Origin of the sequence: Streptomyces mutabilis (assembly GCF_014649815.1) — a bacterium.
Taxonomy (GTDB): Bacteria; Actinomycetota; Actinomycetes; order Streptomycetales; family Streptomycetaceae; genus Streptomyces; species Streptomyces mutabilis.
The window spans coordinates 76,167-99,864 of sequence record NZ_BMTT01000005.1 but is presented as its reverse complement, the minus strand read 5'-3'; the positions used below and the strand labels follow the sequence as shown (position 1 = coordinate 99,864).

General features: G+C 72.2%; 23 protein-coding genes and 2 pseudogenes. 15 read left to right on the top strand and 10 right to left on the bottom strand.

All coding sequences use genetic code 11. The features are described 5' to 3' along the window. Nucleotides 1-27: 27 nt before the first annotated feature. Both IE142_RS13365 and IE142_RS13360 read right to left on the bottom strand, forming a co-directional pair. The gene (locus IE142_RS13365; RefSeq protein ID WP_191885956.1) at nt 28-807 is read right to left on the bottom strand and encodes a PepSY domain-containing protein; all 780 of its coding nucleotides are present in this window, start codon (nt 805-807) and stop codon (nt 28-30) included. A 74-nt stretch (nt 808-881) separates the two neighbouring features. Beyond that, nucleotides 882-1,871, bottom strand: coding sequence for a LysR family transcriptional regulator (locus IE142_RS13360; protein ID WP_191885955.1), 990 nt, complete (start codon nt 1,869-1,871; stop codon nt 882-884). Between the two features lie 239 nt (nt 1,872-2,110). Here IE142_RS13360 and snpA point away from each other — a divergent pair, with 239 nt between their 5' ends. Next, nucleotides 2,111-2,797 (top strand): snapalysin, encoded by a 687-nt coding sequence (gene snpA, locus IE142_RS13355; protein WP_191885954.1) that lies wholly within the window; start codon nt 2,111-2,113, stop codon nt 2,795-2,797. Nucleotides 2,798-3,198: 401 nt separating this feature from the next. On the opposite strand, the gene IE142_RS13350 is transcribed toward snpA, so the two are convergent. Then, the gene (locus IE142_RS13350; RefSeq protein WP_191885953.1) at nt 3,199-3,882 is read right to left on the bottom strand and encodes an adenosylcobinamide amidohydrolase; all 684 of its coding nucleotides are present in this window, start codon (nt 3,880-3,882) and stop codon (nt 3,199-3,201) included. A 156-nt stretch (nt 3,883-4,038) separates the two neighbouring features. Here IE142_RS13350 and IE142_RS13345 point away from each other — a divergent pair, with 156 nt between their 5' ends. Next, nucleotides 4,039-4,389: a hypothetical protein gene (locus IE142_RS13345; protein ID WP_191885952.1), complete on the top strand. Its 351-nt coding sequence runs from the start codon at nt 4,039-4,041 to the stop codon at nt 4,387-4,389. Between the two features lie 24 nt (nt 4,390-4,413). Here the strand turns inward: IE142_RS13345 and IE142_RS13340 are convergent. Further along, nucleotides 4,414-4,662 (bottom strand): annotated as a pseudogene (locus IE142_RS13340) (hemin transporter); the annotation flags it as partial. Nucleotides 4,663-4,751: 89 nt separating this feature from the next. Here IE142_RS13340 and IE142_RS13335 point away from each other — a divergent pair. From IE142_RS13335 to IE142_RS13295, 9 genes are all read left to right on the top strand, one after another. Next, complete coding sequence (locus tag IE142_RS13335) at nt 4,752-5,444, top strand: GAF and ANTAR domain-containing protein (protein WP_191885951.1); 693 nt, start codon at nt 4,752-4,754, stop codon at nt 5,442-5,444. Nucleotides 5,445-5,529: 85 nt separating this feature from the next. After that, nucleotides 5,530-6,843, top strand: coding sequence for a cation:proton antiporter (locus IE142_RS13330; protein ID WP_191885950.1), 1,314 nt, complete (start codon nt 5,530-5,532; stop codon nt 6,841-6,843). A gap of 227 nt (nt 6,844-7,070) precedes the next feature. Further along, nucleotides 7,071-8,837: a sensor histidine kinase gene (locus tag IE142_RS13325; protein WP_440862269.1), complete on the top strand. Its 1,767-nt coding sequence runs from the start codon at nt 7,071-7,073 to the stop codon at nt 8,835-8,837. After that, nucleotides 8,834-9,241, top strand: coding sequence for a roadblock/LC7 domain-containing protein (locus IE142_RS13320; RefSeq protein WP_100044055.1), 408 nt, complete (start codon nt 8,834-8,836; stop codon nt 9,239-9,241). Before IE142_RS13325 ends, IE142_RS13320 begins: the two co-directional genes overlap by 4 nt. Continuing rightward, the gene (locus IE142_RS13315; RefSeq protein ID WP_191885948.1) at nt 9,238-9,585 is read left to right on the top strand and encodes a DUF742 domain-containing protein; all 348 of its coding nucleotides are present in this window, start codon (nt 9,238-9,240) and stop codon (nt 9,583-9,585) included. The genes IE142_RS13320 and IE142_RS13315 overlap by 4 nt, the downstream gene beginning before the upstream one ends. Next, on the top strand, nt 9,566-10,183 hold the full coding sequence (locus IE142_RS13310; protein WP_191885947.1) for a GTP-binding protein: 618 nt from the start codon (nt 9,566-9,568) through the stop codon (nt 10,181-10,183). Before IE142_RS13315 ends, IE142_RS13310 begins: the two co-directional genes overlap by 20 nt. Continuing rightward, complete coding sequence (locus IE142_RS13305; RefSeq protein WP_191885946.1) at nt 10,180-11,412, top strand: cytochrome P450; 1,233 nt, start codon at nt 10,180-10,182, stop codon at nt 11,410-11,412. Before IE142_RS13310 ends, IE142_RS13305 begins: the two co-directional genes overlap by 4 nt. After that, a complete protein-coding gene (locus tag IE142_RS13300) occupies nt 11,409-12,632 on the top strand; it encodes a cytochrome P450 family protein (protein ID WP_191885945.1) in 1,224 nt (407 codons plus the stop codon). Before IE142_RS13305 ends, IE142_RS13300 begins: the two co-directional genes overlap by 4 nt. 136 nt (nt 12,633-12,768) lie before the next feature. Beyond that, nucleotides 12,769-13,170, top strand: a complete 402-nt coding sequence (locus IE142_RS13295; protein ID WP_191885944.1) for a hypothetical protein — start codon at nt 12,769-12,771, stop codon at nt 13,168-13,170. Between the two features lie 35 nt (nt 13,171-13,205). On the opposite strand, the gene IE142_RS37355 is transcribed toward IE142_RS13295, so the two are convergent. From IE142_RS37355 to IE142_RS36550, 3 genes are read right to left on the bottom strand one after another with little or no spacing between them, the layout of a single operon-like run. Then, complete coding sequence (locus IE142_RS37355) at nt 13,206-13,328, bottom strand: hypothetical protein (protein WP_268252960.1); 123 nt, start codon at nt 13,326-13,328, stop codon at nt 13,206-13,208. Next, the gene (locus IE142_RS36555; RefSeq protein WP_229830432.1) at nt 13,325-13,900 is read right to left on the bottom strand and encodes an MDR/zinc-dependent alcohol dehydrogenase-like family protein; all 576 of its coding nucleotides are present in this window, start codon (nt 13,898-13,900) and stop codon (nt 13,325-13,327) included. Before IE142_RS36555 ends, IE142_RS37355 begins: the two co-directional genes overlap by 4 nt. A gap of 57 nt (nt 13,901-13,957) precedes the next feature. Then, nucleotides 13,958-14,305 (bottom strand): alcohol dehydrogenase catalytic domain-containing protein, encoded by a 348-nt coding sequence (locus IE142_RS36550; RefSeq protein WP_229830494.1) that lies wholly within the window; start codon nt 14,303-14,305, stop codon nt 13,958-13,960. 285 nt (nt 14,306-14,590) lie between these two features. Between IE142_RS36550 and IE142_RS13285 the strand changes: the two genes are divergently transcribed. Beyond that, the gene (locus tag IE142_RS13285; protein WP_191885943.1) at nt 14,591-15,388 is read left to right on the top strand and encodes a ribonuclease BN; all 798 of its coding nucleotides are present in this window, start codon (nt 14,591-14,593) and stop codon (nt 15,386-15,388) included. A 173-nt stretch (nt 15,389-15,561) separates the two neighbouring features. On the opposite strand, the pseudogene IE142_RS13280 reads toward IE142_RS13285, so the two are convergent. From IE142_RS13280 to IE142_RS13270, 3 genes and pseudogenes are all read right to left on the bottom strand, one after another. Next, a pseudogene (locus IE142_RS13280) lies at nt 15,562-16,553 on the bottom strand (SDR family oxidoreductase); the annotation flags it as partial. Between the two features lie 59 nt (nt 16,554-16,612). After that, the gene (locus IE142_RS13275; protein ID WP_191885942.1) at nt 16,613-18,415 is read right to left on the bottom strand and encodes a thiamine pyrophosphate-requiring protein; all 1,803 of its coding nucleotides are present in this window, start codon (nt 18,413-18,415) and stop codon (nt 16,613-16,615) included. A 593-nt stretch (nt 18,416-19,008) separates the two neighbouring features. Beyond that, nucleotides 19,009-19,995 (bottom strand): LacI family DNA-binding transcriptional regulator, encoded by a 987-nt coding sequence (locus IE142_RS13270; protein WP_191886175.1) that lies wholly within the window; start codon nt 19,993-19,995, stop codon nt 19,009-19,011. Nucleotides 19,996-20,280: 285 nt separating this feature from the next. Here IE142_RS13270 and IE142_RS13265 point away from each other — a divergent pair, with 285 nt between their 5' ends. From IE142_RS13265 to IE142_RS13255, 3 genes are all read left to right on the top strand, one after another. After that, on the top strand, nt 20,281-21,207 hold the full coding sequence (locus IE142_RS13265; protein WP_191885941.1) for a carbohydrate ABC transporter permease: 927 nt from the start codon (nt 20,281-20,283) through the stop codon (nt 21,205-21,207). A 6-nt stretch (nt 21,208-21,213) separates the two neighbouring features. Next, a complete protein-coding gene (locus IE142_RS13260) occupies nt 21,214-22,167 on the top strand; it encodes a carbohydrate ABC transporter permease (protein ID WP_191885940.1) in 954 nt (317 codons plus the stop codon). A 90-nt stretch (nt 22,168-22,257) separates the two neighbouring features. After that, a complete protein-coding gene (locus tag IE142_RS13255; RefSeq protein ID WP_191885939.1) occupies nt 22,258-23,598 on the top strand; it encodes an ABC transporter substrate-binding protein in 1,341 nt (446 codons plus the stop codon). The last annotated feature ends 100 nt before the right edge of the window (nt 23,599-23,698 follow it).

Genomic DNA, 23,698 nt, shown 5'->3' with positions numbered 1-23,698 from the left:
ACTTCTCACAGTGACGTGGGGCGGCGCTCAGTCGCGGTCCACGTGCTCGCGCAGGATCTTGCCGTTCGTCGCGTCGACGTCCACGGTCGTCTTGTTCCAGTTGTCGGTCGAGACCACGTCGACGGACCAGATGGCCTTCTGGTCGTCGTTCTCGTCGAGCTCGACGTGGGTCACCGTGCCCTCGGCCTTGTCGGTGGCCGCCTTGACGGCCTGCTCCGGCGTCTGGGTGGCCTTCTTCAGCAGGTCGGCGATCTGCTGCTTGTCGTCCGCGTCCTGGTTCTCGGCCCGGGTGCGGAAGACCTCCCCGGAGACCGCGTCGATGTCGATCCGGTGCACGGTGCCGTCGGAGGTCGCGACCTTGGCCTCCCATTGGGGAGCGCCCTGGCTGGGGGCCGGGTTCGGCGTGCTGGGGCTGGGCGAGCCGGTCGACGCGGTGGCCTCGGCGGACGTGCGCTTCAGCTCGAGGTCGACGAGCTTGCCCTCGGGGACCTCCTTGACGGCCGTGTCGGCCGCCTTGTCCCAGGTGACCTTCGCCAACGGGACCAGGGCCTGACGCTCGGACCGGTCGTCGGTCATGGTCTCGGAAGGAGAGGGGGAGGTGGTGCCGGTGCTGGTACCGGTGGGGGATGCGGTGCTGGTGTCGGTGGGGGATGCGGTGCTGGTGGCAGGGGTGGTCTGGGCCGCCTCGGCGACACTGGAGCGTGTCGTGTCGGCGTTCGTGCAGCCGGTCACCAGCAGCACGGAGCTGCCCAGCGCGCAGATGACGGCCATCGAACGAAGAGGCGGGAGACGTCGCACAGAGCTCATGAACCTCTCCGTAACCACATGACCGTCTTGTCATACTGGTTCGGTCGGGAAGCCACCTCAATGGCCGATCCGGCTCAGCGCGCCGGTGCGAACACCGCCCGGTCCGTCGCCGTACGGGCTCCGGGCGGGAACGGAGCGCCGGGGCGGGGCCCGACGCGCTCCAGCCACTCCCGGTAGGCGGTGGACTGGCGGGCCACCTCCCAGTACGCCTCCTCCAGCGCTGGGTAGACGGCGTCCAGCTCGGCCCGGGTACGTGCGGCCAGCAGCAGGCGTACGCCGAGGGGGTCGCCGTGCAGGCGCCGTACCGCCGTGTCGGGGCGCGACTGGGAGCTGGGCTGGCAAACCGTGACGACCTCGCCGGTAGCGACGAGGGAGGCGGCGGTGTGGTAGTCGCCGTGCAGGACACGGGGGTTGAGTCCGACGGCGCGCAGGATGCGGTGCACCCCGTCCCACTCGCCGTCGACGGTGGGGTCGACCATCCAGCGGTCGTCGGCGAGCTCGGCGAGGCGGACCACGGGCCGGCCGGCCGCCGGGTGATCGGCGGGAAGCATGACGAACTGAGGTTCGCGCTCCACGAGGACGCGCAGGCGCAGGCCCTCGGGGATGTGCAGCGGGCAGCCCTCGACCTCGTGCACGAAGGCGACGTCGAGCTGCCCGTCGGTGACCCTGCGCAGCAGGGCGTTGGCGGAGACGTCCATCTGGAGGGTGGGTTCCAGGCCGGGACGTCTGAGCCGGCGCAGCCAGCCGGCCAGGGCGCGGCTGGCGGTGGAGCCGACGCGCAGTCGGCTGCCGCCGCCGGCCGCGGCGGCGCGAGCCTCGCGGACCAGGATGCTCATGTCCGCGAGGAGCGGGCGGGCCCGGCCCAGGACCGTCCGACCGAGCGGGGTGGGGCGGCAGCCGGTACGTTCGCGTACGAACAGGGACCCGCCCAGTGCCTGTTCGATCCGGGTCAGCTGTGTGCTCAACGTGGGCTGGGCGACGCCCAGTCGACGTGCCGCCCGGTGCAGGCTGCCGGCGTCGGCTATGGCGCACAGCGCGCGTAGGTGCCTCACCTCGAGCTCCATGCAGGGAGCGTAAGGCGGAACAGTTGGTTGCGCCAGGTGAACAAAACACGGCGGACCAGGGCGAGTTCTGCACTCCGGTCGAAGCTGTCTCCGGCCCCTGCCGGAGGTGAACGCGCGGTACCGGTCCCGGTGGTGATAGCTCCGCCCTATCACCGGTTGCCATCATCACAGCGGGCTCATGGGCGTCCACACTCACCGGTGACGACTTCTCTCCCCACTCCCCACACAAGGAGTCATCGATGCGCATCAGCCTGCCCCTGCTCTCCACCGCGGTCGGCCTAGGCCTGACGGTGGCCGCCCTCGGCACCGGACCGGCCGCGACGGCGGCCGCCGCTCCCCAAGTGCCGGTCCAGGCCGCCCAGGTCGGCTACCAGGCCGCCGCCGGCTCCGGTGAGGACGCCGCCGCCAACCGCGCGTTCTTCGAGGCGGTCATCAAGTCCGTCGCCGAGAAGCGCGCCGCCGCTCCGTCCTCCGCGGCGGCCGTCACCGTCTACTACAGCGCCGCCAACGCACCCAGCTTCCGCACCCAGATAGCCCGCTCCACCCAGATCTGGAACAGCTCGGTGTCCAACGTCAGACTCGCGGAAAGCAGCTCGGGCGCGGACTTCGCGTACTACGAGGGCAACGACTCGCGTGGCTCGTACGCGTCCACCGACGGACACGGCAACGGTTACATCTTCCTCGACTACCGGCAGAACCAACAGTACGACTCGACCCGCGTGACCGCTCACGAGACCGGGCACGTGCTCGGTCTGCCCGACAACTACTCCGGGCCGTGCAGCGAGTTGATGTCGGGTGGCGGCCCCGGCCCGTCCTGCACCAACGCCTACCCGAACTCCGCCGAGCGCAGCCGGGTCAACCAGCTGTGGGCCTACGGCTTCAAGGCCGCGCTCGACAAGGCGCTGCAGAAGACATCGCAGCGCTGACGTCCGGGCGGACGGTCGGACGGGGGCGGCCTGCCGGGGCCGCCCCCGTGCTCGTGTGCCCGCCCACCGCTTGGGCAACGTCCCATGGGGTGCTCGGACTTCACTCTTCAGCGATCTCCGAGGAAGTCCGACGTGGACGAGCGGAAGGCACCCGTGGACGACGGTCTCGACGAGCTGGAGCCGGGCAGGCGCCGGCGCGCGCAGTTGCGTACCCGTGTCGCCGACACCGTGTGGACGGCTCTGTGCGCCGTCCTCGCGCTGTGGGCCGTGTGGAGTGCCGTCGGTGTGGCGCGGGACGCCACGGCGTGGGCGTACTGCGTGGTGACCGGGTGCTGCTCGCCGCGGCGCTCGTCCTGCGGATGCTCGCGGTACGGCGCAGGACGTCGTTGCAGCGGCCCGGTTCAGGGACCGTGGGGCAGTGCGGCGAGCACCGCCCGGTGGACGGCGCGCGCCAGCCTGGCTCCCCACTCGGAGCGGGGACCGGCGAAGGAGTGGATCTCGCCGCCGTCCCGCGGGGTGCGGGCGGCGACGCACACGGCGTCCGTGGGGGTGCCGGAGCAGTCGAGGTCCGCGTCCAGCAGCGCTTGGACCTTGGCCTCGGTCGCCGTCATCACCGCGTTGACCAGGGCCGCGTCGGTCAGCGCCACCGGGAGCGCGGCGACGATGTTGATCGTCCCCGGCGCGGTGGCCCCGGTGGTGCCCGCGTCGGGCGAGGCCGCCCAACCGCGCACCGAGATGCCCGCGGTCACCACCGCTTCCGCACCGCCGTCCCGCGCACCGGCACGGGCCGACACGTCGGCGGCCGTCATCAGGCCCACGCCCGGCCCCCGGGCGCCGGCGTCACGGGCCAGGCCGGCCAGGTGCCGGGCGGGGTCGGTGCGCCGGTAGCCGTCAACCACCTGGGCGTTGAGCACCCACTCGCACTCGGCGATCCCGCCGCCCAGTACGGCGCTGCTGACCATGCGCCAGCCCGGCCCCGAATGCCACAGCAGGGCGTGCAGCCGTTCTCCGTCCTCCACCCGCGTCAGGCACTCCGGGTCCAGCAGACGGGCCCCGGTACGTGGCTGGGGCAGCAGGGCGGGCACCGGTCGGGGCTCCTCGTGGCGGTCGGGACGAACCGGATGATCGTACTCGGCGCGTGCGCCGCGACGAGACGGGGCCGGGCGGGCGCATTGCGGACCGCGCCCTGGGCACTTTCACTGGACTCAACTTCGCCGCGAGGCGTCGGATCGGAGGCCACGATGCTGTCCCACACCCTGGAGCATGGGGTCCTGGTCATCACGCTGGACCAGGACCCGGGAATCGACGGGCGGGCCGCGCTGACCACGCACATCACCAATCTGGTCGACGCGCACAAGCCGACCCCCGTCGTCATCGTTCTCACCGACCGGGCCGGCAGTCATGCCACGGTCAGTGCCGTGCTCCGGGCCCATCAGTGGTGCGGTCGCCTCGGCGTGCTGATGAGCGTGGTCACCCACAGCGCGCCGGTCCGGCGGCTGCTGGAGACCAACGCCGACACCTCCGGTCCGCGGCTGGTCGTGCACGCCCGCGCCGACACCGCCATCGCCACCGCGTTCACCGCGGCGGCCTGAGACCGGGGCGCGTGCCCTGCGCCGTTACCGCTGTCCGAGCCAGAGGCCGGGGCCGAAGACCTCGTTGTGGACGGCCTCGGCCGGCACACCGCGGCGCAGCAGGTCGCCCCGGACGGCGCGCATGAAGGGCACCGGTCCGCACAGGCAGGCGGTGAGCCCCTGGGGCAGTTCGGGGCCGGTGCCGTCGGCGTGCCCGGCCGCCGCCTCCGGCGCCCCGCCGCCGGGCTCCCCGTGCCACAGGTGGAGCCGGGCGTCGGGTAGCGCGCGTACGATGAAAACAAGACATGCACGGCCCGGCCCGCCCCACGGTTGTCTTCTTCGTCCTTCGTGGGACCCTTGCAACGGAGCGAGGAGGAGACGGCATGGACGACTGGCGCGAGTTCGCCGAGCAGATGGCGTCGCTGGCGCGCGATCTCCTGGCGCAGGAGTCGGTGACCGACACGCTGAAGCGGATCTCGTTCTCAGCCACGGAACTGGTGGAGGGGTGCGACGCCGCGGGTATCCTCATCCTGCGCGGCGGCCAGGTGCAGTCCCTCGCTCCGACCGGCCAGGTGGTCGTCGACAGCGACGAACTGCAGGGGCGCGTCGGGGAGGGGCCGTGCTTCGACGCCGCACGGACCAGCGAGAGGCAGCGGCAGTTCCGGATCGCCGACTTCACCGACCAGGCCCGGCGCTGGCCCAAGTACGTGCCCGAGGCACGCAAGCTCGGTCTGGGCAGCATGATGGGTTTCCTGTTGTTCACCGAGGACGAGGATCTGGGGGCACTGAACCTCTACTCGTTCAAGCCCGGGGCGTTCACGGAGGCCAGTGAGACGGCCGGCTGGCTGCTCGCCTCGCACGCCGCGGTCGCCTTCTCCAGCGCCCGTACGCACGCCCAGTTGCAGCAGGCCATCGGTACCCGGCACACCATCGGTGAGGCCATGGGCATCCTCATGGGCAGACACCGCTTCACCGAGGACCAGGCCTTCGCCGCGCTGCGCCGGTACTCGCAGGACCACAACGTGAAGCTCCGCGAGGTGGCCCGCCGGGTGTGCGAACGGGGCGGCCTGCCCTGAGCCGCCGCTCGGCCGGGGCCTCGCCCGGGGCAAGGCCGGCCGACAGGAAGGCGTACCGCTGGGCGACAGCGGGCACACGTCAGCGGTGACCTTGGCTGATTTCCTCTTCGCCGTGCTCGGGGCGGGCGCGCTCGCGGCGGCCGTGCTGCCGCGGTTGGTGGCGGGGCGGCCGCTGTCCATGCCGCTGGTGTTCCTTGCCTTCGGCGTCGCCCTGCAACTGCTGCCCACTCCGCTGCCGGAGATCGACCCGGTCCGCGACCGAGTGTTGGTGGAACACCTCACCGAGATCTGCGTCATCGTCTCCCTGATGGGTGCCGGCCTCGCGCTGAACCGCCCGTTCGGCCTACGGCGCTGGCAGGCGACCTCGCGGCTGATCGCCGTCACCATGCCGCTGACCGTCGCGGCCACGGGACTGCTGGCCTGGTGGCTGCTGGACTGGCCGCCGGCCGCGGCACTGCTGCTGGCGGCCGTGCTCGCGCCCACCGACCCGGTGCTCGCCTCCGAGGTCCGGGTGGGTGCGCCCACCGACTCCGAGCACGACGAGGACGAGGTGCGCTTCGCGCTCACCAGTGAGGCCGGACTCAACGACGGCCTCGCCTTCCCCGTCGTCATGGCGGCGATCGCGCTGACCGCGGCGGCGGGCACGGGACTGTCCGGCGACTGGATCGGACAGTGGCTGCTGGTCGATGTGCTGTACAAGTGCGTGATCGGCGTCCTGGCCGGCCTGCTCGTCGGCAAGCTGCTCGGCTGGCTCTTCTTCCGGGCCGGCCGGCAGGCGGTACGGCTGTCCGAGCACCGGGAGGGCTTCGTCGCCCTGGGCGCCACGTTCCTCTCCTACGGGGTCACCGAACTCGCCCACGGCTACGGTTTCCTGGCCGTGTTCGTAACCGCCTGCCGCATCCGCGCCGCCGAGCGCGACCACGGCTACCACGCCGTGCTCCACGACTTCGTCGAGCAGGTGGAACGACTGCTGACCGCCGGACTGCTCTTCTTGCTGGGCGCGTGCGTCGCGCAGGGCGCCCTGGCCGACCTGAGCTGGCGGGGCGCGGCCGTCGGTCTGCTCGTGCTGCTCGTCGTCCGGCCGGTGACCGGCTGGATCGCGCAGTTCGGTGCGGCGGCCGGCCCCCGGGAACGTCTCGTGACCGCCTTCTTCGGCATCCGCGGCATCGGCTCGCTGTTCTACCTGGCGCACGCGCTCGGTACGGAGGGCTTCCACGTCCCGGCCGGTGAGCTGTGGGCCGTTGTGGCGTTCACCGTGCTGGCCTCCGTCGTCCTGCACGGGGTGACCGCCTCCCCCGCGATCTCCCACCTCGACCGGCTGCGTCTGTTCAAGGCCCGCAGCCGCCGGCGCACCGGACGGAAACCGAACGAGGACGACGTGGCCGGCGAGCGACTCTGACCCCCGCTGCCGGTAACCGACCTGCAGCACGCGAGAGTTGAGCATTACCCTTCACCATCGGATCACGAACTCCCCTATAGTGATCGCCTGTTGCGTGCCGTGGGACAGATGTTCGGCGCGCGCCCGCCCCGAAGGACGACACGAGGGCCGCTTCGGTGGCCTGGCGAGGACCCCGACAGATGACCGCCCCCGCCCGCCCGGACGCCCGCCCCGCTCCCCGTGCCCTCATGGCCGTCGCGCTGCCCTGCGCGGTGGTGTCGGCGCTCGCCGTCGGCGGTGCCGTCGCCGCGGCGCCCTCCTCGGTCCGCGTTCCGTTCGCCCTGGGCGCGAGTGCCGCGGCGATCCTGCTCTGCGTGGCCGTGACCGCGGCCGTGCACGCCGTGCGCGGGGAACGGACCACTCGCCGGCTGCTAGAGGCGGCCCGCGCGGAGGCCGACGGACTGGCTCGGGACCGGGCGCGGGTCACCGAGCGGGCGCGCGAGGACCAGGAGCGCCTGCGGGCGGAGGCGGAGCACGAGCGAGCGCGCCTCCTGGCGGAGTTCGACGGGGAACGCAGGCGACTGGCCGACGGGTTCGAGCAGGAGCGCAGGCAGCTCACCGGGGACTTCGAGCGGGAGTCGAAGCGGCTCACCGAGGGCTTCGAACAGGAGCGGGCAGGACTGGCCGAGCAGCGGGCCCGGGAGGTCGCCCGGCTCACCGAGGAGGCCACGCGGCTGCGGGAGCGGCTCGACCGGGCGTCCGGTGAGCGGGCGGCCGCCGTCGCCGCGACCGCCAACGCGGCCGGCCGGATGCAGGCGCTGGCCACCGGGATGCTCGCCGACCTGCGCGCCATGGAGGAACGGCACAGCGACGAGAACGTCCTCGCCGACCTGCTGCACCTCGACCACCGCACCGCGCAGGCGGGCCGGCTCGCCGACTCCGTCGCCGTCCTCACGGGGGCCCGCTCCGGGCGCCGTTGGGCCCGCCCCATCGGCATGGAGTCCATCCTGCGCGGTGCCATGGGCCGTATCGCCGGCTACCAGCGGGTGCGGGTGCACTCGGTCAGCGACGCCGCGGTCGCCGGGCACGCCGCCGAGGGTGTGATGCACGCGCTGGCCGAAATCCTGGACAACGCCGCGAACTTCTCGCCGCCGACCGCAGAGGTCCACGTGTACGTCGAGGAGGTGCCGGCCGGTGTCATCGTGTCCGTGGAGGACAGCGGGCTGGTGATGGGCGAGGTGCAGCTGCGCCGCGCCGAGCGGGCGGTGTCCGGCGAATCGGCCGGGCTCGGCGGGCTGACCGGGACGCGGCTGGGCCTGGCCGTGGTGGGCCGGCTGTCGGCCAAGTACGGGTTGAAGGTCTCCTTCCGGCCGTCCGCGCGCGGCGGTACCGGCGTACTGATGCTGGTCCCCCAGGACATCCTGAGCGGTCCGTCCGCCACCGACGGGCCGACGCCGGTCGCGGCCCCGTCGGCCACACCCACGCGGACCGGGACACTGTCATCCACGCCCGTGCCGATTGAGGCGCCGTCGCCCGCCCCCTCCAGGAGCGGGGCTCCGTCGACCGAGCCGCCGACCGGCCCGCCGTGCACGCCCCTGTCCTCCTCCCCGCCGCCACCCGGCATCGGCTCCGGCGACGTCGATCGCGAGCCCCTGCCCGCGCCGGAGTCCGCGGACCGGGAGGACGGTCCGGGCACGCCGGCCGACTCCGCCGGACCGGACACCGGGCTGCCCAGACGCCGCCGCGGCCGCACCCTCGCCGCCGCCGAACGCGCGCGGGCCACCGCCCGGGCCGCCGAGCCGCGCGCCACCCCCTCCGCCGAGGACGCGAAGGCGCGCGCGGCCCGCTTCAGCAGCTTCCGCCAGGCCGTACGGGCCGCGGGCCCCGCCCCCGAGGCTCCTCGGGACGACGCCCCGCCGGCGGACCCCACCACAGCCCCACCGGCCGAGACGGCCCCCGACCACCCGTCCCACTCGCACGCGCACGCGCACCCGGAAGGCGACACCACTTCATGACCGGCTCGACCACCGCCGACGAGAAGCTCACCTGGCTCATCGAGGGTCTCCTGGAGCGCACTCCGGGCGCGCGGCACGCGCTCGTCCTCTCCAGGGACGGCCTCAAGCTGTGCCGCACGCCGGAGCTCTCCGTCGACCAGGCCGACCAGCTGGCCGCGATCGCCGCCGGCATCCAGTCCCTGTCGCACGGCGCGTCCGTGGAATTCGGCGACGGCAGCGGCGGGGTGCGCTCGGCCATGACCGAGTTCTACGGCGGCGTCCTGTTCATCGTGGAGGCGGGCGAGGGCGCACACCTGGCGGTGGTCACCTCGGAGGACGCCGACGCGGGGCTGGTCGGGCACAACATGAGCGAGCTGATCGAGCAGCTCGGCGACCACCTGACCGCGCAGCCCCGTACGTCATGAGCCGACCCGGCAGGGACGACGCTCCCGACCGCCTGTACACGCTCACCCAGGGACGCAGCCGGTCGGGACCCGGCAACCCCTTCGACCTGGTCACCCTGGTCGTCGCCGAGTGCGAGCCGGTGCCCGGCATGCAGTCGGAGCACACGGCGATCCTGCGGATGACCGAGGCCCCCACGGCCGTGGTGGAGATCGCCGCCGAGTTGCGGCTCCCGGTGAGCATCACCAAGATCCTGCTCGCCGACCTGCACGCCGCGGGCCGGGTGAGCGCGCGTCATCCGCGCACGGCAGCCGTCCCCGACCCCGAAACCCTGGAGCAGGTGCTCGTTGGACTCCGCAACCTCTGACACCCGCACCCCGCTGGGTGCGTCCGCCGACAACGGCCTGAAGATCGTGGTCGTGGGCGGCTTCGGTGTCGGCAAGACGACCCTGGTCCGCTCGGTGAGCGAGATACGCCCGCTCAACACCGAGGAGACGATGACGCAGGCCGGTGAGGCGGTCGACGACACCAGCGGGGTGCGCGGCAAGGCAGCGACGACCGTGGCCTTCGACTTCGGCCGGATCAGCCTCGACGCGCACAACGTGCTGTACCTGTTCGGCGCGCCCGGCCAGGAACGGTTCTGGTTCCTCTGGGACCGGCTGTTCTCCGGCACGCTCGGCGCGGTGGTCCTGGTCGACACCCGGCGCATCGACGACTCCTGGTACGCCATCGACCGGCTGGAGCACCACGGCACGCCGTTCATCGTCGCCTGCAACGACTTCGGCGGTCCCCGGCACGCGCCCGAGGCGGTCCGCGACGCCCTCGACCTGGACCCGCGGGTGCCGCTGGTCCCGTGCGACGCCCGGTCCCGCGAGTCCGGCAAGCAGGTGCTGATCACGCTGGTCGAGCATCTACAGGCCCACTACGCCGACCGGGCGGCCCTGCCCCGACAGGAGTTCGTGTGAGCACCGACGCGACCGGCGCCGTACCGCTCGGCGGCCCCCGCTTCCAGGACGAACCCGCCCTGCTGTACCGGCAGATGCGGCGCGAGCACGGCGCCGTCACCCCGGTCCTGCTGGACGGTGACGTCCCGGCCTGGCTGGTGCTCGGCTACCGGGAACTGCACCAGGTGACCGGCGATCCGGCGCTGTTCAGCCGGGACTCCGGCCTGTGGAACCAATGGGAGAACATCCCCGAGGACTGGCCGCTGCTGCCGATGATCGGCCGCGGGCAGCCGTCGATCCTCTACACCGTCGGCGACCGGCACCGCGAGCGCGCGGCGATGATCAGCAACGCGCTGGAGGCAGTGGACCCGCACGTGCTGCGCGGCCACGCCGAGCGGTTCGCCGACGAGCTCGTCGACCGGCTCTGTGCCAAGGGCGAGGCCGACCTCGTGGGCGACTACGCCATGCTGCTGCCGGTCCGCGTCCTGGCCCGCCTGTACGGCTTCTCCGACGAGCAGGGCCCGGCCCTCGTCACCGCCCTCAACGACATGATCGACGGCAGGGAGCGGGCCATCGCCGGCCAGGCGCACCTCGCCACGTCGATGGCGGGGCTGCTCGCCGACCGGAAGACGGCGCCCGCCGATGACGTCGCCTCCCGGATGCTGGCCGACGACAGCGGCTTCGGCGAGGAGGAGGTCGCCCAGGACCTGATGGTGATGATGGCCGCGGGCCATCAGCCGACCGCCGACTGGATCGGCAACTCGCTGCGCCTGATGCTGACCGACGACCGCTTCGCCGCCTCCCTCTTCGGCGGCCGCAACAGCGTCGCCGAGGCCATGAACGAGGTGCTGTGGGAGGACACGCCCACGCAGAACGTGGCCGGCCGCTGGGCCGCGCGCGACACCCGGCTCGGCGGGCGCCACATCCGCGCCGGCGATCTGGTGCTGCTCGGGCTGCAGGGCGCCAACTCCGACCCTCAAATCCGCACCGACGGCTCCGCGCTCACCGGCGGCAACAACGCGCACTTCTCCTTCGGCCACGGCGAGCACCGCTGCCCCTTCCCCGCGCAGGAGGTCGCCGAGGTCATCGCGCGCACGGGCATCGAGGTCGTCCTCGACCGGCTGCCGGACATCGACCTGGCGGTGCCCGCCGCCTCCCTCACCCGTCGCCCCTCGCCCTGGCTGCGGGGGCTGACCGAGTTGCCCGTGCGGTTCACCCCGACCCCTGCCCTGGGAGGCACGTCAGCATGACGACCGGCACCGAAGAAGCCCGGATCCCGCTGGACCCGTTCGTCACCGACCTGGACGGCGAGAGCGCCCGGCTGCGCGCGGCCGGACCGCTCGCCGCCGTGGAACTGCCGGGCGGCGTGCCTGTCTGGGCGGTCACGCACCACGCGGAGGCCAAGGCCCTCCTCACCGACCCCAGGCTGGTCAAGGACATCAACGTGTGGGGGGCGTGGCGGCGCGGCGAGATCCCCGCCGACTGGCCGCTGATCGGGTTGGCCAACCCCGGCCGCTCGATGCTCACGGTGGACGGCGCCGAGCACCGCCGGCTGCGTTCTCTCGTGGCGCAGGCCCTCACGGCGCGCCGGGTCGAGCACATGCGGGGGCGGATCACCGAGCTGACCGACCGGCTGCTGGACGAGCTGCCCGCGGACGGCGGTGTCGTCGACCTCAAGGCCGCCTTCGCCTACCCACTGCCGATGTACGTCGTCGCGGACCTGATGGGCATAGAGGAGGTGCGGCTGCCGCGGCTGAAGGTGCTGTTCGAGCAGTTCTTCTCGACGCAGACACCGCCCGAGGAGGTCGTCGCGACCCTCACCGAACTGGCCGATGTCATGGGCGACACGGTCGCCGCGAAGCGCGCGACGCCGGGCGACGACCTGACCAGCGCGCTGATCCTGGCCTCGGAGGACGGTGACCACCTCACCGACGCGGAGATCGTCTCCACGCTCCAGCTGATGGTGGCCGCCGGGCACGAGACCACGATCTCGCTGATCGTGAACTCCGTGGTCAACCTGTCCACGCACCCCGAGCAGCGTGCCCTGGTGCTCTCGGGGAAGGCCGAGTGGTCCGCGGTGATCGAGGAGACGCTGCGCTTTTCGACACCGACCTCGCACGTCCTGATCCGCTTCGCCACCGAGGACGTCCCGGTCGGCGACCGGGTGATTCCCGCCGGGGACGCGCTGATCGTGTCGTACGGCGCGCTGGGTCGGGACGAGCGGGCGCACGGCCCGACGGCGGGCGACTTCGACATCACCCGCGCCTCCCCGAACCGGCACATCTCCTTCGGGCACGGACCGCACGTGTGCCCGGGCGCGGCCCTGTCCCGGCTGGAGGCCGGCGTGGCGCTGCCCGCGCTCTACGCCCGCTTCCCGCGCCTGGACCTGGCGGTGCCCGCGTCCCAGCTGCGGAACAAGCCGGTGGTCACGCAGAACGACCTGTTCGAGCTGCCGGTCAGGTTGGCCTAGCGCCCTTCCTCCGGGGCCCGTACCTTCACCCGTGGGGCGTTTGCACCGCGCCCCGCGGGTAACTCCGGCATTCCGGACGCCGATCCGTTCCGGCACGCCGGCGTCGGCACTGTCGTGTGACACCCCGGGAGGCGCCATGTGGAAGCGCAAGGGCAGGAAGGGCCGTCGCGCCGCGAGGCCGGTACCCATGGAGCTGTGCGACCTGTGCGCCAGGGTCTTCCCCGAGGACGACGCCGTGCGCGGGTACGTGCCGGACTCGTCCGCGGCGCACGCCACCCAGCCGTGCTTCGACGGGCTACGGCTCATCACCGCGTGCTGCGACGACCACTTCGACGTGATCAAGGACGGTTACGCGCACCGGCCCTTCGTCGAGGAGGAACTGTGGGCGGCGAAGCTCACCCGGGCCTTGACCACGGGGACGCCGGCGCTCTCCATGGACCAGCTCGGCTGCCGGACCGGCCTCCAGGACCCGCAGATACGCGCCGCCATCGCCTGGCACAACGAGCGCATGCGCGAGCAGCAGCGCACCGACCCCTGATCGCCCCGGCGCGGTCGGGGCCGGGGAGCGCGGGTTCACGTCCCGGACGGGCGGGTTCCGTACAAGCGGCGGGGCTCCGCTTCGAAGGGGTGCACGTCGGCCGCCTCGACGGCGCACGGGTCCAGTGCCCGCGCGGCGGGTCCGGCGACCGGCGTCATCGTGTCGTCCTTCGGGTGCCCTGCCCGTGACCTTCCGCGGGCGGCCGGTCGGCGCCGCCCTCCAGCGTGATCACCGTCTTGATGTCGTCGGGGCTCCGCTCGAAGGTTCGGGTCGCCCTCGCCAGGGGCACACGGCGGGTGAGGAGCCGGTGGAGCCATTCCCGGTCGGCCCGTGCCAGCGCGTCGGCGGCCTGCCGGAAGTGGCGGAGGTTGGCGTTGACGGAGCCCACCACGACGTCGTTCTCCAGCACGATGTCGCGGTTCACCGTGCCCGCGTCGACCGTCAGGGACCGGCCCGCGGGCGAGACGCCGGTGAGGCAGACGATGCCGTACGCCGCCGTTCCGCCGATCGCGTCGAACACGACCCGGCCGGCGTCGGCGGCCTCGACCACGACGTCGGGGCGTACGGCGGCGAGCACGTCGTCCGCCGCGCCGCTGTGGTAGGCGGCGCCGAGGGCGCGCACGAGGTCCGGCTTGGGGCCGTCCGTGACCCGGTCCAGGACGTGCACGTCGAGGCCGCGCTGCCGGCCGAGCAGGGCGGCGAGCAGCCCGATGGGGCCGGCTCCGGTCACCAGTACGGTGCGGGGTTCGAACCAGGCCCGTGCGCCGACCCTCTCGATCTGCTCCTGTTAGGCCTTGGCCACGACACTGGTCGGCTCCATCAGTACACCGGCGAGTCCCAGGTCCGCGTCGATCCGTACGGCGTAGCCCGTCTCCAGGCACCACAGCTCGGCGCCGTAGCCGTCGAGTCCCTTGATGCCGCGTTCGCGGTAGCGGCCGTTGCGGCACATGTCGAACTCGCCGTGCGCGCAGGCGCCGCACGGCTCCGGATCGGGGCGTCGCACCACGCCCACGACCAGGTCGCCGGGGCCGAAACCGCTGTCGTGCGGTGCCTCGACCACACGGCCGAGGGACTCGTGGCCGAGGACCAGCCGGTCGTGGTGCGGCGGTGCCTGGCCGTACGTGCCCGAGGCGATCTCCCGGTCCGTGCCGCAGACGCCGAGGGCGAGGCCCTCGACCAGTAATTCCCGGCGGCCGGTTCCGGGTCCGGGACCTCCTCCACGCCGAGCGATCCGTCCCGGCCGGGGCGGACGGTCAGTGCGCGCATGGTGGTCGTCCTCTCGGCTCGCCTTTGAGGGGCCCGGTTCCCCGCATCGCCGGGCCCATGCGGCGACCGGGTGGCGTCACGTTTGCCCGGCCCCTGCCGGGTCACTCAGGTGCGCGTCCACGAGCCATCGAAAGGACCGCCCGAGGAGCACTCCGTGAACCGGTTCTGGCAGCCGTTCCACCGTGTGTGGGACCGGCTGGCCGCCTCCGCTCTCGTCCGGCGCGGCCGGGACCTGGAGCTGATGCACCGTGCCATGGGGTTCGCCACCCTCGCCCTGGTCACGCTGGCGCCGCTGCTCATCGTGGTGGCCGCCTTCGACCCGCTGGGACGCGGCGGTTTCGGGTCCTGGCTGGCCGACGGCATGGGGCTGTCCGGCCGGTCCGCACGGGTGCTGACCGACATCATCAGTCCGCCGACCAAGGTCCTCGGCACCACGAGTGTCTGGGGCGGTATCGCGCTCGCCGTGTTCGGCGTGTCCTTCGCGGCGAGTGTGCAGAACGGCTACGAGCGCATCTGGGAGCTGCCCTCCGGCCCGTGGCACCGTGTGTGGCGCCAGCTGACCTGGGTGGTGGTGCTGACCGCCTACCTCTACCAGGAGGTGCAGACGCGGACCGCGTTGCACGGGTCGGTGCGGATCGCGTTGTCCACGGCGACCGGCATGCTCTTCTTCTGGTGGGGGCAGCACTTCCTGCTCGGTAGCCAGGTCCGCTGGCGCGATCTGCTGCCCGGGGCCGTCGCGACCATGATCGGCCTCATCGGGCTGCGGGGCTTCTCGTACCTGGTCTTCACTCCGCTCATCCTGGACAACGCGATCAGCTACGGCACCGTCGGCATCGTCCTGGTGGTGGAGTCCTGGCTGATCGGTGTCGGGTTCGTCGTCTTCGGCGGCGCGATGGTCGGCCACTGGTTCTGCGAGCACCACTGGTGGACGCGCACCGTCGACCGGGAGTGAGTGCCGGGGTCCCCTTGTCCGGTCACGGGGCGGGCGGCCGTGCCGAGGTCCGGCCGCCCCCTGAAGGGCCCTGGGCGCCGCGCGTCGTGGCACTCGCCCTTCCGGGCTACCTCCGGGCCCCCGGGCCGAGCGCGCGGTCCGTCGCGCGCCGCCTCGGCAGCACCTGGCCGGAGGCGCCGGCGTATGCCGTCGGCGAGCGCCGCGGCGACCGTCCCGGTCACGGCGTCGGCCAGGGCGAGCGGGCGGCGGTGGCGGGAGAGCCAGAACGGGAGACTGCGCGGGCGGGCCTCGTCGTCGAAGACCCCGTGTGCGCCGTAGTCGGCCGGAGCGGTGTCGTCCGGCGGCTTCCAGAGGTTGACCGGGAGGGACGGGTCGACGGGTTCACCGGTCTGCTGCCCGTCGTAGCCGGTCCGGGCCGGGTAGCGGTCCAGCAGTCCCGGGACGAGCTTCTGGCCGAGCAGGGGTGGCGACGGTTCAGCCGCCGACCCGGTGATCGCGCCGCTCGGGACGGTCCGCGGCGTGCCCGACCGCCTCGGCGGTCACCTCGGCTGGTAGACGGGGGCCACCGGGCGGGATGGCGGGGCAGCCGGGTGAGCACCCAGCTGAACCAGGGCGTGTCGAGCCCGGTCATCTGGACCATGTCACCCGCACCCGCTGCGGTCGTGCAGCAGCTCGCAGCGCAGGGACTCGGTGAAGCCCTGGATGTCGTGCTTGGCCCCGCAGTACGCCGCCCGCAGCGCAACGCCGCGCTGGGCTGTCCAGGGCGGGACCGACCTGGACAATGGTGCCGCGGTCGCGCGGGAGCATGCGTCGCAGGGCGGCCTGGGTGCCGTGGACGAAGCCGAAGTAGGTGACCTCGGTGGTCCGTCGCAGTTCCTCGGGCCTGCTCTCCGCCACGGGGGCGAAGACGGTCGAGAACGCGGCGTTCACCCGCACGTCGATCGGGCCGGGTTTCTCCTCGATCCGGTCGGCCGCCGCGTCCACGGCATCCGCGTCGGCGTCGTCACCACCAGCGGCAGCGCGCGTCCGCCGGCCTCCCGGACCTCCTGTGCCGCCCGCTCGAGGGCGTGCTCGCCGCGCGCGGGCAGGGCCACGGAACTCCCGCGGGCACCCAAGGCACGGGGGTGGCCCGGCCGACGCCGCCGGTGGCCTCGGTGACGACCACGACGTCGGTGCCGCGCGCCCGGCGGCGCCGGCCGCCCCGCGGGTCCCGTGGGCGGCCGCTCACTTCTTCCCCCGGCCGGGAAGGTGCTCGGCGTACTCGGTGAGCTTCTGGCGCACGCCCTTGGTGGCGATACCGGCGAGTTGCGGGTCGTGCAGCGCCGCCTTGCCGGCCTTCTTGCCCTGCTCCTTCATGATGTGCGGCGGGATCGGCGCGATCTCCGCGTCGACCTTGAACTCCAGGACCACGGGCCGGCCCACCGCGAGCGCCTCGTCCCAGGCGGAGCCGACCTTCTTGGGGTCGGTGCAGACGATGCCCTTGAGGCCGAGCAGTTCGGCGTAGGCGGCGTAGGGGACGTCGGGGATGTCCTGGGAGCCGGGGTACTTGGGGTCGCCGGCCATGGCGCGCTGCTCCCAGGTGACCTGGTTGAGGTCCTGGTTGTTGAACACGCAGAAGACCAGCGGGGCAGGTCCGGACAGGCGGTCCAGATAGCGCTTGACGGTGATCATCTCGTTCATGCCGTTCATCTGGAACGCGCCGTCCCCGACGAAGGCGATCACGGGACGGTCCGGGTACGCGAACCGCGCCGCGATGGCGTACGGCGTCCCGGGTCCCATCGTCGCCAGGGTGCCGGACAGCGAGGCGCGCATGCCCTCGCGCAGCTTGAGGTGCCGGGCCCACCAGTTGGTGCCCGAACCGGAGTCGGCCGTGAGGATGGCGTCGTCCGGCAGGCGGGCGGAGAGTTCGGCGGCGACGGCCTGCGGGTTGATGGTCTTGCCGAAGTGCTCGCCGGCCCAACGGTCGGCCAGGTCGTGCCACTCCCGCACGTCCTTCTCGATCTTCTCCCGCCAGCCTCGGTCCTTCTTGCGCTGGAGCAGCGGGATCAGGGCGCGCAGGGTCTCCCCGGAGTCGCCGACGAGGTGGGCGTCCATGGGGTAGCGGATGCCGATCATGCGGCCGTCGATGTCGATCTCGACGCCCCTGGCCTGTCCCTCCTCAGGCAGCCACTCCGAGTACGGGAAGCTGCTGCCGACCATCAGGAGGGTGTCGCACCCCTGCATCATCTTGTCGCTGGCCTTGCTGCCCAGCAGACCGATGGGCCCGGTGACGTACGGCAGGTCGTCGGGCAGGACCTCGCGGCCGAGCAGCGCCTTGGCGACGCCGGCGCCGAGCAGTTCGGCCACCTCCATCACCTCGGCCTCCGCGTTCGCCGCGCCCTGGCCGACCAGCATGGCCACCTTGTCGCCCGCGTTGAGGACGTCGGCCGCCTTGCGCAGCTCGTCGTGGTCGGGCAGGACCCGGGGGCGGCTCCAGCCCACGCTGGAGAAAACGGAACCGTGCTCCCTGGGCGGGGAGGACATGGCGTCCTCTTCCTGCACGTCGTTGGGAATGATGATCGTGGCGACGCCCCGGGTGGTCAGCGCGGTTTTGAAGGCGCGGTCGATCACGTGCCGGGCCTGCCCCGGGTGCACGACCATCTGGCAGTACTCGGACACGTCCGCGAACAGCTGGTCGAGGGCGATCTCCTGCTGGTAGTGGGTGCCGAGGGAGAGTCGCTTCTGCTGGCCCACCACGGCCACCACGGGCTGGTGGTCGAGCTTGGCGTCGTACAGACCGTTGAGCAGGTGGACGGCGCCGGGGCCCGAGGTGGCGACGCAGCAACCCACCTCGCCGGTGAACTTCGCGTGGGCGCAGGCCATGAACGCGGCCATCTCCTCGTGCCGCGCCTGGATGAACTCCGGTTCCCCGTCGGCCCGGTCGAAAGCGCCGAGCAGACCGTTTATGCCGTCACCTGGATAGCCGTACACACGCTGGACGCCCCACTCGGACAGACGCTGGAGCACATAGTCGGCGACTTGGGTCATGGAGCTCTCCCGGGGGCGTGCGGGGACAACGGCCGGCTTGTGGAGTTGCCTCCCCGGCCGCCCGTAAACCGGGCGGTACTCACCCGTCGGGCCGCCGACCGACTGGCGTTTGCGCAGGGCGAAGGACGGCGCGCCCGTTCCGCCGTCGGCGGGGACGGAGCCCCGCGAACGCCCGGGCTTTCGCGCCGTACACCCTGGGCCGGGAAGTGGGACGCGCATGTCTGTCACCAGCGCCCCGGCACTCCGCGGCCCACACCCGGGCCGGCGCGGGAGCCGGAAGAGGACGGGCGGCCGGACGGTACGGGCGGCCGGACGGCCGAGGAGGAACGCGCGCACCGGAGGTACCGCGTGCCCGAGGCCGGGATCGCGAGGACCTGCGGGAGGCGGCCAGCACGGCGTACCCGCCGGTTGCCCGACGGATCGCCCGCGCTACGGTTCGCCCGACCGCGGCCGTGAGACCTCGACCGGGTGGCCGTGGCCCGCTCGGGCTCGTCAAGGCGGCGGACCGCTTCGCCCCCAGCTGTTGGACCGGCCCCGCGACCTCCTTGGGTGCGGGTTGCTCGGGAGCCGGGGCCGGCTCGGAGCGCGCGCCGCTACCGCGGCGGCGGCGCCGTGCTCGCCCGGGTCACCAGCCGGGTCGGCACGAGCGTCGTGCCCCGCTCCGGGCCGTCCTGGCGCATCTTTCGCAGCACGGCCTCGACACACAGCCGGCCGACCTCGGCGAAGTCCTGGTGGACGGTGGTCAGCGGCGGCAGGAAGGAGCCGGACTCGGGGATGTCGTCGAAGCCGATGACGCTGACGTCCTCGGGGACGCGCCGCCCGCGTTCGTGCAGGGCGCGCATCAGGCCGAGGGCCATCTGGTCGTTGGCCGCGAAGACGGCCGTGCACTGCTCGCGCGCGGCCAGTTCGAGGCCCGCCCGGTATCCGGACTCCGCCGACCAGTCGCCCCGGACGAGGGGCGTCGGGTTGCGGCCGGCCTCGGCGAGGGTGTGCCGCCAGGCGTCCGCGCGGCGCTGGGCGGCGAAGGAACCCTCGGGCCCGCCCAGGTGCCACACCGTGTCGTGCCCGAGGTCCAGCAGATGGCGCACGGCGGCGCGGGTGCCGCCGGCCTGGTCGGTGTCGACGACCGTGTAGTGGTCGCCGGCGTCGGAGTCGACCACGACGACCTGGACGTGGGGCGGCAGTTTCAGGGTCGCCGCGTCCAGCAGGTGGACCTCCATGATGACGATCACCGCGTCGACGGCTAGTTCCTCCAGCCGGGAGAAAGCGCCCCGCACCTCGTCCTGGGTCGGAACGGCGACCGGCAGGAGGGTCACCGCGTAGCCCTCGCTCGCCGCGGACGTGGCGATGGCCTCCAGCGTGCGCACGTTGCCGGTGGTGGCCAGCGAGAAGGTGATGACGCCGATGGTGCGGAACTCGCCGCGCTTGAGCGCACGGGCCGCGCTGTTGGGCCGGTAGCCCAGCTCCTTCATGGCCGCCAGCACCTGCCGCCGGGTCTCCTCGGTCACGCCCGCGTAGCCGTTGGAGACGCGGGAGACGGTCTGCGAGGAGACTCCCGCCAGCCGCGCCACGTCCGCCATGGACGCCGTGGGCACTCGGCCGCCACGCCGGCGCCGCACGCCCGCTTCCGGCGGGGCCGCGACCCCCTCAGCCGTGTCCACTTGCGTCCGCCACCTCTCCGCAGCCGTCCGAGTCCCGGTTCGCGAAGGACCCTTGACCGTCCTCCACGGGGCAGTGTAGACATGCCGCCATCAAATGTTTACGTAAACATAACAGCCTGCCACCGCTCAGGACCGCACTTCGCGCGGCGTGATGTTTACGCAAACATACTGATGCTCCCGTACCTGGACGAGCGAGGAACGACAATGTCGACGCTGCAACCGCCGGCCGCCGCCGCACCGCGGCCGGCCCCGCACCGGGCCAGGCGGGACCGCCGCTCTTGGACGGGGTGGGGCTTCCTCGGTCCCTTCGTGGCCGTGTTCGCCCTGGTCTTCCTCGCGCCGATCGCGTACTCGGTCTACCTCAGCCTCTTCCGCGACCAGTTGATCGGCGGCACGACCTTCGTCGGCCTGGACAACTACACCCAGGCCCTGAAGGACGACCGGTTCTGGGCCGCGCTCGGCCGGGTGTCGCTCTTCCTGGCCGTACAGGTGCCGATCATGCTCGGCATCGCGCTGCTGGTGGCCCTGGCACTGGACAGCGGACGCCTGTACGGCCGGGACTTCTTCCGCATCTCGATCTTTCTTCCGTACGCCGTGCCCGCCGTGGTGGCCACCCTGATGTGGGGCTTCATGTACGGCACCCGGTTCGGCCTGGTCGGCGACATCAACAGCGCCTTCGGCGTCTCGCTGCCCGACCCGCTCTCCCCCGACCTGGTGCTCGCCTCCATCGGCAACATCGTGACCTGGGAGTTCGTCGGCTACAACATGCTGATCTTCTACTCGGCGCTGCGCGTGATCCCGCACTCGCTGTACGAGGCGGCACAGATCGACGGCGCCGGCCAGATCCGCGTGATCACGGCGATCAAGCTCCCGGCCATCCGCGGCGCCCTGGTGATCGCGACGATCTTCTCGATCATCGGCAGTTTCCAGCTCTTCAACGAGCCCAACATCCTCCAGCCGCTCGCGCCCAACGCCATCACGACCGACTACACGCCGAACTTCTACACGTACTCGCTCTCCTTCAACGGCCAGCAGCACAACCACTCCGCGACGGTGGCCATCGTCATGGGGCTGATCACCATGGTCATCGCCTACGTCGTCCAGCTGCGCGGCATGCGCAAGGGAGTGTGAGCAGCGATGACCAGCCCTGCCGTCACCGTCACCGACCGTTCCGCGGCCGAGCCCGCCGGCACCCCGGGCTCCGCGCCGCCCCGGCTGCGCGCACCCCGGCGCCGGCACTCCGCGGACAAGCCCCGGCGCAGCGTCCTGCTGACCCTGCTCACCTCGCTCGTGCTGCTGTACAGCCTGGTGCCGCTGATCTGGCTGGCCGTCAGCGCCACCAAAACGCAGGCCGGGCTGTCCCGTTCCTTCGGCCTGTGGTTCGACGACGACTTCGCGCTGTGGGAGAACGTCAGCCAGACGTTCACCTACGACGACGGCGTGTTCACACGCTGGCTGCTCAACACCCTGCTGTACGTGGGTCTGGGCGCGGGAGGGGCCACCTTCCTCGCGGTGTTGGGCGGTTACGCGCTGGCCAAGTTCGACTTCCCCGGTCGCCGGGCCGTCTTCGCCGTGGTCATCGGCGCGGTGGCCGTGCCGGGTACGGCGCTGGCGGTACCGACCTTCCTGATGTTCAGCAAAATGGGGCTCACCAATACCCCTTGGGCGGTGATCATCCCGTCGCTGATCTCGCCGTTCGGCCTGTATCTGATGTGGGTGTTCGCGAGCGAGGCCATCCCGACCGAGCTGATGGAGGCCGCCCGCATCGACGGCGCCGGCGAGGTGCGCACCTTCTTCCGGGTCGCGCTGCCGCTACTGGCGCCCGGCATCGTGACCGTCCTGCTGTTCACCATGGTCGCGACCTGGAACAACTACTTCCTGCCGCTGGTCATGCTCAAGGACCCCGACTGGTATCCGCTGACCCTGGGCCTGAACAGCTGGAACGCACAGGCCGCGACCGCGGGCGGCGAGGCGGTCTTCAACCTGGTCGTCACCGGGTCGCTCATCACCGTCCTGCCGCTGATCGCCGCCTTCCTGCTGCTCCAGAGGTACTGGCAGTCCGGACTGGCCGCCGGAAGCGTCAAGGAGTAGCCCCCTCCCCTGCCCGTCCGTCCTGTCCGTCCCTGCCCTCCGACCCACAACGGTGCCGGTCCCGGCCCACGAAGAAGTGGAAGCTCGCCCATGCACAAGCACTCGCGCCGCCTGCTGCGCGGCATCGGCCTCGTCTGCGCCCTCGCCCTGGGGGCGACCGCCTGCGGTTCGGACGACGGGGGGTCGAGCCGGAAGGCGGTCTCCCAGGAGGACATCCAGGCCGCCCTGAAGGAGGGAGGCACCCTCACGGTCTGGGCGTGGGAGCCCACGCTGAAGCAGGTCGCCGCCGACTTCGAGAAGAAGCACCCCGGCGTGAAGGTGAACCTCGTCAACGCGGGCACCAACGCGGACCAGTACACGGCGCTGCAGAACGCCATATCGGCGAAGAAGGGCGTCCCCGACGTCGCGCAGATCGAGTACTACGCGATGGGCCAGTACGCGCTGACCGAGCAGCTCACCGACCTCAAGGGCTTCGGCGCCGACAAGCTCTCCGGCACGTTCTCCCCCGGCCCGTGGAACGGTGTGAAGGCCGGCGGCGACGGCGTTTACGCCCTGCCGATGGACTCCGGTCCGATGGCGCTGTTCTACAACGAGAAGGTATTCGACGAGTACGACATCGAGGTTCCCACCACCTGGGCCGAGTACCTGGACGCCGCCCGCGAACTGCGCAAGGCCGACCCGAAGGCGTACATCACCGCCGACGCCGGCGACGCCGGGTTCGCCACCAGCATGCTCTGGCAGGCCGGTTCGCGCCCCTACACGGTCGACGGCACCAAGGTGAAGGTCGACTTCTCCGACCAGGGCGCGAAGACGTTCACCGACACCTGGCAGAAGCTCATCGACGAGAAGCTGCTCGCCCCCGTCACCAACTGGACCGACGACTGGTACAAGGGCCTCGGCGACGGCACCATCGCGACGCTCGTCACCGGCGCCTGGATGCCCGCCAACCTCGCCTCGGGCGTGAAGGACGCCGCCGGTGACTGGCGTGTCGCCCCGCTGCCGCAGTGGACCGCGGGAGCCCAGGCGAGCGCGGAGAACGGCGGCAGCGCGCTGGCCCTGCCGGAGCTGGGCAGGAACGAGGCACTGGCGTACGCCTTCGTCGAGTACGCCAACGCCGGCGACGGCGTGCAGACCCGCCTGGACAACGGCGCCTTCCCGGCGACCACGGCGGACCTGCGGTCCACGGAGTTCCAGGACACCGCTTTCCCCTACTTCGGCGGCCAGAAGGCCAACAAGATCTTCGCCGAGTCGGCCGCGAACGTCGCCGACGACTGGTCGTACCTGCCCTACCAGGTGTACGCCAACTCGATCTTCAACGACACCGTCGGCAAGGCCTACGTCTCGGACACCACGTTGAGCGAGGGCCTGAGGTCCTGGCAGGAGGCGTCGGTCAAGTACGGCACCGAGCAGGGCTTCACCGTCGAGAAGTAGCCGAGCAGCAGCTGACGCAGCACACGATGCGGCGGCCCGCGGGTGGCGGCGCGCGACACGCACCGCCACCCCCGTACCGCACGCACCACACCGGAAGGAC